The sequence below is a fragment of the uncultured Photobacterium sp. genome (assembly GCF_947039875.1).
Taxonomy (GTDB): Bacteria; Pseudomonadota; Gammaproteobacteria; order Enterobacterales; family Vibrionaceae; genus Photobacterium.
This window is the reverse complement of the sequence record NZ_CAMRAN010000009.1, coordinates 91,948-98,622: the sequence shown is the minus strand read 5'-3', so window position 1 is coordinate 98,622 and position 6,675 is coordinate 91,948. Positions and strand designations below refer to the sequence as shown.

At 35.6% G+C, this 6,675-nt stretch carries 8 protein-coding genes; 3 read left to right on the top strand and 5 right to left on the bottom strand.

The annotated features are described in order from the left end of the window. Positions 1-59: 59 nt before the first annotated feature. The 5 genes from Q0V26_RS05400 to Q0V26_RS05380 form a co-directional block, all read right to left on the bottom strand. Entirely contained in the window at positions 60-632 is a 573-nt protein-coding gene (locus tag Q0V26_RS05400; protein WP_297478890.1) for a hypothetical protein, read from the bottom strand. Between the two features lie 571 nt (positions 633-1,203). Then, on the bottom strand, positions 1,204-1,926 hold the full coding sequence (locus Q0V26_RS05395) for a hypothetical protein (RefSeq protein ID WP_297478888.1): 723 nt from the start codon (positions 1,924-1,926) through the stop codon (positions 1,204-1,206). A 157-nt stretch (positions 1,927-2,083) separates the two neighbouring features. Beyond that, on the bottom strand, positions 2,084-2,344 hold the full coding sequence (locus tag Q0V26_RS05390) for a Txe/YoeB family addiction module toxin (protein WP_297478887.1): 261 nt from the start codon (positions 2,342-2,344) through the stop codon (positions 2,084-2,086). After that, positions 2,341-2,592: a type II toxin-antitoxin system prevent-host-death family antitoxin gene (locus tag Q0V26_RS05385; protein WP_065611806.1), complete on the bottom strand. Its 252-nt coding sequence runs from the start codon at positions 2,590-2,592 to the stop codon at positions 2,341-2,343. The genes Q0V26_RS05390 and Q0V26_RS05385 overlap by 4 nt, the downstream gene beginning before the upstream one ends. A 382-nt stretch (positions 2,593-2,974) precedes the next feature. After that, on the bottom strand, positions 2,975-3,409 hold the full coding sequence (locus Q0V26_RS05380; RefSeq protein ID WP_297478879.1) for an Ivy family c-type lysozyme inhibitor: 435 nt from the start codon (positions 3,407-3,409) through the stop codon (positions 2,975-2,977). A 243-nt stretch (positions 3,410-3,652) separates the two neighbouring features. Here Q0V26_RS05380 and Q0V26_RS05375 point away from each other — a divergent pair, with 243 nt between their 5' ends. The 3 genes from Q0V26_RS05375 to Q0V26_RS05365 all read left to right on the top strand — a co-directional run bounded on the left by Q0V26_RS05375 (position 3,653) and on the right by Q0V26_RS05365 (position 6,664). Then, complete coding sequence (locus tag Q0V26_RS05375; RefSeq protein ID WP_297478878.1) at positions 3,653-4,174, top strand: hypothetical protein; 522 nt, start codon at positions 3,653-3,655, stop codon at positions 4,172-4,174. Between the two features lie 191 nt (positions 4,175-4,365). Continuing rightward, entirely contained in the window at positions 4,366-4,905 is a 540-nt protein-coding gene (locus Q0V26_RS05370; protein WP_297478876.1) for a heme NO-binding domain-containing protein, read from the top strand. A 1-nt stretch (position 4,906) separates the two neighbouring features. Beyond that, positions 4,907-6,664 carry an ATP-binding protein gene (locus Q0V26_RS05365; RefSeq protein WP_297478874.1) on the top strand — a complete coding sequence of 586 codons (1,758 nt, stop codon included), beginning with the start codon at positions 4,907-4,909 and terminating at the stop codon, positions 6,662-6,664. Positions 6,665-6,675: the final 11 nt, after the last annotated feature.

Sequence of the window (6,675 nt, the reverse complement as noted above, 5' to 3'; positions counted from 1 at the left end):
TTGTCCAACACTTCGGATAGGTGTCGGCTGCGCGACACATATCCTTATCTGTTAGGCATTTATAAAGCGCCAAGCACTTTTGCAGTGGCAACACCACCTAGAATTGATATGAACAAGCCAATTCCGATAAGCCCAATTGGCCTTTGATACCAGTTATCTGAGGCTTTAATTAACTCAACAGGAATAGGGCTTACTGTATTTTTTAAACCACTAGATCTAGTAAATATCTTTCTAAGGTCTCTAGCTAGTGGTTCTACTATTTGGTCATTGAATTCCATAACCATAATATTAAAATTATTTTCTGAGTACATAAAGCTACAACAAAAATCGGGAACATCCGTTTTACCTTCAGCTATATATTTCAGTAACTCAAATCGCATTGATAGATTTTCGAGCTTATCTAATGGCCAACTTAATTCACCGCTCCCAACCCAGCTACCCTGAGTAGATTTACACTTTTCATACCAAGACTCAAAATCGACTGGAGGTAACTTTTCACTTAATAAGAAGTTCATTTCATTAGGCTGGGTACAATATGAAATATATTGTTTTAATTTTTCTTCAAAAGTTGAATAGTTTGAAGATATTAAATCACTAACTATGTCGTCATAGTCGTCTAAAAAATCATCCATTATGAACCTATAGAGTTGGAAGTAGAAATGATGCCTAACAACTTATTATATTAACAACTTACCCAAGTTTGTTCTTTGAACCTACGCCCATATTTATCTTCTAATAATATAAAAAGCATTATAAATCAGATACATTTTTAGTTATTAATCCCGATAGTAATCACAAAATCAGGCACTCGCCGTTTAGTTTCTGGATTTTCTACTAATGATGAATATAAGAATATTTGGTAATAGTATATTTAGTTTGAAAACTCAACGCGCTGATAGTAGATTCCCTATCTCGTTCGTAACCTCACTGTAGGGAATGACGGGGTTGGTATGCACTCAGCCCATTATCCGTCATCTCGGAAGTTGAGGAATGAAGCTATCCGTGATCTATTAACCACGTGATCAAGCCAAAAAGACGTCAATGAATTCAATTGATTGGTTCACGATAAGGCTAAAGCTCGACTTCTTTTTAACATCACCCTTGATGATATTCGCAATATTTACTTATGTAAGGTTGCTCGGGCTTGTTCAACACTTGAATAGGTATCGGCTGCGCGACACATGTGCTTATTTCTTATGTGGCTTATTCTCTGACCAATTCATTTAGTTTTAAACTACTAAGCTCAAGGAAAAACACACGGCTAAATTCAGTTTTAAAAACAGTATTCTCATCTTTACCTAATCTAAACATTTGATCTTTCTTACTACAATCGGAAACAATTAATAACCAACATTCTTCGCAGTTACTTAGATAACTAGACACCTTAACATTTTTTAGTTCAAAGTAATCCGATAGTAAACTTTCAAAAGAAAGTGAAACAAAGCCACACTCAATACATGACCAACGAGATTGGCTCAACCAGCTGACCCCATTACAAATACCGTAATTTATATATACAGCGCCAATACCTAGCTCCCTACTATTATGTTGCAAAGGAACTTTATACTTAGAGCCATTTTCATCTTTAGCTTCTTGAATGGAATCGGTAACCAACTCTATCAAATGTAAAGCTATTTCTTCTTTTTTCCCTTTTCGGTAGTTAACAGGCTTAACGAACGATATTTTAACTTCTATAACAGGTAGATCACTAGAAAGTTGCTTAGCCCTTTGGACGATTGACCGTTGAATACCTGCTATTTCTTTTTTAGACGGATGCTTAATTTCTGTAACTTCGACTCCAATTCGTTTATCAGAATAATTAAAAATGAAGTCAGGAGACTCAGTTTCTATAAGATCGGTTATTTGTAACTTAGTCACTTGTATAAATTTATCAAACTGAAATCTTTCCAGTTTTTTCTTTTTCAATTTAATCTCCAGACTAAAAATTCAAGTAGCTGCATAACACGTTTGCTACTATACAGACCTAGCCAAACTTGAGCACTTTAACCATTGAAACTAAAGGAAAAATGACAGCGCTGAATGTAGCAAATCGTGCTAACACGATTGTTAACTGCGCTTCAAATTAATAATGATAGCGACAGGAAATTATTGTCAAATGTACATCATTAACTGCATAAACTAATCGGTTGGTATCATCAATTCTACGTGACCAAAAACCTGCCAAATTTTCTTTCAATGGCTCAGGTTTACCAATACCTTCGAAGGGAGAACACTTCGCATCAGTAATTAATTTATTGATGCGTTTCAGGGTTTTCTTATCCTGGCCTTGCCAATACAAGTAATCATCCCAAGCATCGTCAGTCCAAGCTAACATTCGACTCATTCAAGTAAGCCTCTTTCCGTAGCTTGACCTGCATTGTATTGAGCAATTGATTTATTTAGATGAGCAGCATTAGCTGGAGAACGAGATAAATAAATCGTTTCCATTAAGCTATTATAATAATCCATAGACATTACAACTGCATCTTCAGAATCTCGACGAGTGATAACTGTGCAGTCAGCATCATTAACTACGCCATCAAGAACAGATTTAAGACCATTTCGAGCTTCAGTAAAAGAAACTATACGCATAATTACCTCTTTGTTGAGTTGTACTTAATATTGAACAAGTCTAACTCATTAAAATTGAAACGTACAATATATTGCACAAGTAACAAAGAAACAGTTAACAACTTTCCCGAATTTGTTCTTTGAACATGCGCCTACATTTATCTTCTAATAATATAAAAAACATTATAAATCAGATACATTTTCACTTATGAATCCCGATAGTAATCACAAAACCGGGCACTCGCCGTTTAGTTTCCATTTTTTACTCTACAACGCGCTGATAGTAGATTCCCTATCTCGTTCGTAACCTCACTGTAGGGAATGACGGGTAAGAAATACAGAGCCCTCAGTACAAGACTGAACGCTCTATTTCTGATAACCACTAATTGTAGCGTGGTGATTTTTATTGCCAGTTAGGGTTTTGGCTTAAGGCTTGTGTGAATACATCTTTTACTTGCTGATCAGGCTCACCAATATATTGATATGTTGCGTAAATACTGGGGGTATTCAATGCATCAGGCACATCTTTTACATGTACAACCATTGAATATTTTTTATTATTATCTGCCGTTAAGGTGATCATAAAATCACTAGCACAATCGTGAGGCTTACAATAAGATACCGCATCGTAAGTATGGCCGCCCATGACAATGGCTTCTAATGGCGAAGTAACGGTATTGTCTTTTATCCAATCAGGAAGTTGCTTTTCAACACTCGCTATCGATTGAACTGCGTTTGCTGTCGTCGCTTTTGTCTGTGTTTGAGATGATGGCGCATGCGAAAAATCACACCCCACCAACATAACACTGATCGCTGCTACTAATACCAATTTTTTCATTCTGACTCTTATACCTAATAGCTAGGTTTATAATTAAAATATAAGTAGTCAGCATCATATAGCGATATTATAGATAACAACCATTACTTTATTCTTTTACATTCACCTTAAATTTTAATCGCGCATACTTTATTCAATGACGATATTCGATAACCAAGGATTTTATCGAAAATAATCAAATAGCATACCTTCTTGTCGTAATTTAGGTTATGGTATCGATAATTGAATAAAAGAAGTGATGATATGCCACTAATTACAGAAAAACTGATTACTTTAAAAAACGCGTGGATGGCTAGCCATATTACTGATGCTGAATTTCCAACCCCATTAAGTGAACAAGGTTTACATCTGTATCAACTCGCACATTCAGAACTGTCTACACAGATTATCGACTCAATTATCTCTCCAACTGAATCATCGTTAACGTTTTATCCTGTTGATTGTCATCCCCTCACTATTCGTTATGCATTAGTGTATTCAAGCTATTGGCAACAAGAAGAACAACAACAGGCTATTGTTGAATACCTAACTCAAATTATGTTTGAAGCAGATGAAAAAGCACAACTTTATGTAGGATTTTATAATGGCAAACCAGCCGCAACCGGTATGATTTATACCGATATTAACGATGGCGATAAAGTGGCTTTAATCAGTGATATCCACGCACTACCATTTCCAAATCAAAGCCAACTAACCCAAGACATGGAGCAATATTTATTACATGTTGCTCAACAATCTGCAACAACCATCGTTCTGCAAAAATGATATAACTTATCAAGATGTAATCAAATTGCATCTTGATATTTTTATTCTCTATCTCTCAAAACACAATCTTATAGACTCGTATTTTTGACGCCTCAATAAACTCTGCCATAATTACTAATACAACTTAACTTATAGAGGTTTGTTGCATAGCAATGACGTTGATTAAGTCTCATTAGATGGTAAGGGATGATATGAAAGGGATTATTTTCACTGAGTTTATTGCAATAGTAGAAGAACAGTTTGGTTTAGAGATAAGTCAGCAAATGTTTGATCACGCTAACGATGCTGGTATTTATACAACTGTTGGTAGCTATGATCACCGCCAATTAATCAAGCTTATCACTAGCTTAAGTCACATTACCAATATTCCCGCACAACAACTTCAACAAACCTATGGTCGGCTCGTTTTTCCAACGTTATTAAAAAACCTACCTATTCCCAATATTGAAAATGATGATACTTTCAGCTTTATAGAAAAAGTAGAACGGCACATTCATATTGAAGTAAAAAAACTCTACCCCGATGCCACACCACCTAAATTTATTTTTAGCAACAAAACACAATCAACAATGACCATGGATTATCATTCTGCTCGTTGTATGGGGTATGTTTGTATGGGTATATTAGAAGGCTGTGCTAATTATTTTAATCAATCATTAACCATCGCTATGCAACCGATGAATACATCACAAAGCCATGTCAGATTTTCATTAATACTTACAGGTGACTAACATGGATGAAAAACGCCATATTATGTTATTAGAGCGCAAACTAGAGCGAGAGCATGCATCTCGTATTATGGCTGAAAAATTATTGGAGATGAAAAGTCGTGAGCTTTTTGAGACAAATAACATATTAGAAAAATCATTAGAAAAATTACGATTACAGGCAGAATTAGATTCAGCTCAACTCGCCTATCAAACAAAAATAGAAAATTTACTCCTTACCTATGCGCGGTTATTTTTAAAGCGAGCGCCCTCTTGTGACAATATTCAGCAATTAATCGAAAGCCTTATTGATGGTCATCATATTACTGCGTGTTATATTTCTATCATGCCAATTGAAAACATCACTATTAGTGGTGAATATTGCAGTGGCCGAGAACAAATATGGCTACCACCAGCAAAGCTTAAAAATCAAATATCTTTATGGGATCCAACGACTAACCTTTATTGGACTGCATTAGTTAACAACAATGATATTGTGGGGTATTTTGCGGCAAGAATATCAGCACCTGCAAATAGAATAACCACCATTCAACAACATCTTGCGCTTTTTTGTGAGTTATTTCGTTCTGCTATTAGACGCCAAATTACCCTCAGCAGAGCGATTCACGCGCGCCAACGTGCCGAAGACTCAGAACAAGCAACCCGTGATTTTTTGGCAATGATTAACCATGAATTACGTACCCCTCTTAATGGTTTATTAGGCACTGCAGAGCTTTTGCAAGATACCGAATTAAACCAAAATCAAAGTAAATTATTAACAACATTAAATCATTCTGGTGAACTGCTTCGCGCTATTATTAATGATTTACTAGATTACAGTAAGATAAATGCAGGCATGTTAGAGCTAATAGAAAAACCATTTGATAGCCATTTATTAGTTATAAAATTAAGAGATATATTCTCTCATCGTGCATTAGAAAAGCGGCTAGATTTTACTATCGACTATGACACCACCATTCCACGTTCAATTAATGCCGATGAAGATCGTCTTAAACAAATTTACGTTAACCTCATAGCTAATGCGATAAAGTTCACCCATCAAGGGTTTGTACGAGCAAATTTTAGTTGGAAAAATGATTGCCTGATATTTACTGTAGAAGACAGCGGCTGCGGCATTGAAAAACAACAACAACATAAGTTATTTAAACCATTTAGCCAAATTGACATATCAAGTAAGCGTAGTCATGAAGGTACAGGATTAGGATTAGCGATTTGTAAACAATTATGTGAACAAATGAACGGTAATATTACCTTATCGAGTAAAACAAATAAGGGCACAACCTTTTCAGTATCACTACCATTAACAATAAGTACGCTTGATGAAACACTGTCAAATCATCCTCAAATTTCACATAAAGAATTACAAAAATTAAATATTCTAGTTGTTGAAGATTTAAAAACCAACCAAATGATCATTCAATTAATGCTCCAAAAGCATAATATCAATGTCACTATCGTTGATAATGGCCAGCAGGCATTAGAGATTATCGCCGAGAAATCATTTGATATTGTGCTTATGGATTGCCGCATGCCGATTATGGATGGCTATTGTGCAACCAAAGTATTACGTGAACAAAACTTCACTAAGCCCATTATTGCATTAACAGCAGGGACGACAACCGCCGAGCGGGAAGCTTGCATTAATGCTGGTATGGACGATATTTTATGTAAACCTTACATGGCAGCTGAATTACTGGCAATGCTTAATCTCTGGTTTGATACCTCACATCAATGTCGTTTAAGCCATGAGGCAAACAATTAGCATCATGGCTT

Excerpts from the sequence above, each read along its gene's own strand:
- Q0V26_RS05380 (WP_297478879.1), bottom strand. The coding sequence starts at position 3,409 with ATGAAAAAATTGGTATTAGTAGCAGCGATCAGTGTTATGTTGGTGGGG.
- Q0V26_RS05365 (WP_297478874.1), top strand. The coding sequence starts at position 4,907 with ATGGATGAAAAACGCCATATTATGTTATTAGAGCGCAAACTAGAGCGA.
- Q0V26_RS05375 (WP_297478878.1), top strand. The coding sequence starts at position 3,653 with ATGCCACTAATTACAGAAAAACTGATTACTTTAAAAAACGCGTGGATG.
- Q0V26_RS05385 (WP_065611806.1), bottom strand. The coding sequence starts at position 2,592 with ATGCGTATAGTTTCTTTTACTGAAGCTCGAAATGGTCTTAAATCTGTT.
- Q0V26_RS05390 (WP_297478887.1), bottom strand. The coding sequence starts at position 2,344 with ATGAGTCGAATGTTAGCTTGGACTGACGATGCTTGGGATGATTACTTG.
- Q0V26_RS05370 (WP_297478876.1), top strand. The coding sequence starts at position 4,366 with ATGAAAGGGATTATTTTCACTGAGTTTATTGCAATAGTAGAAGAACAG.
- Q0V26_RS05400 (WP_297478890.1), bottom strand. The coding sequence starts at position 632 with ATGGATGATTTTTTAGACGACTATGACGACATAGTTAGTGATTTAATA.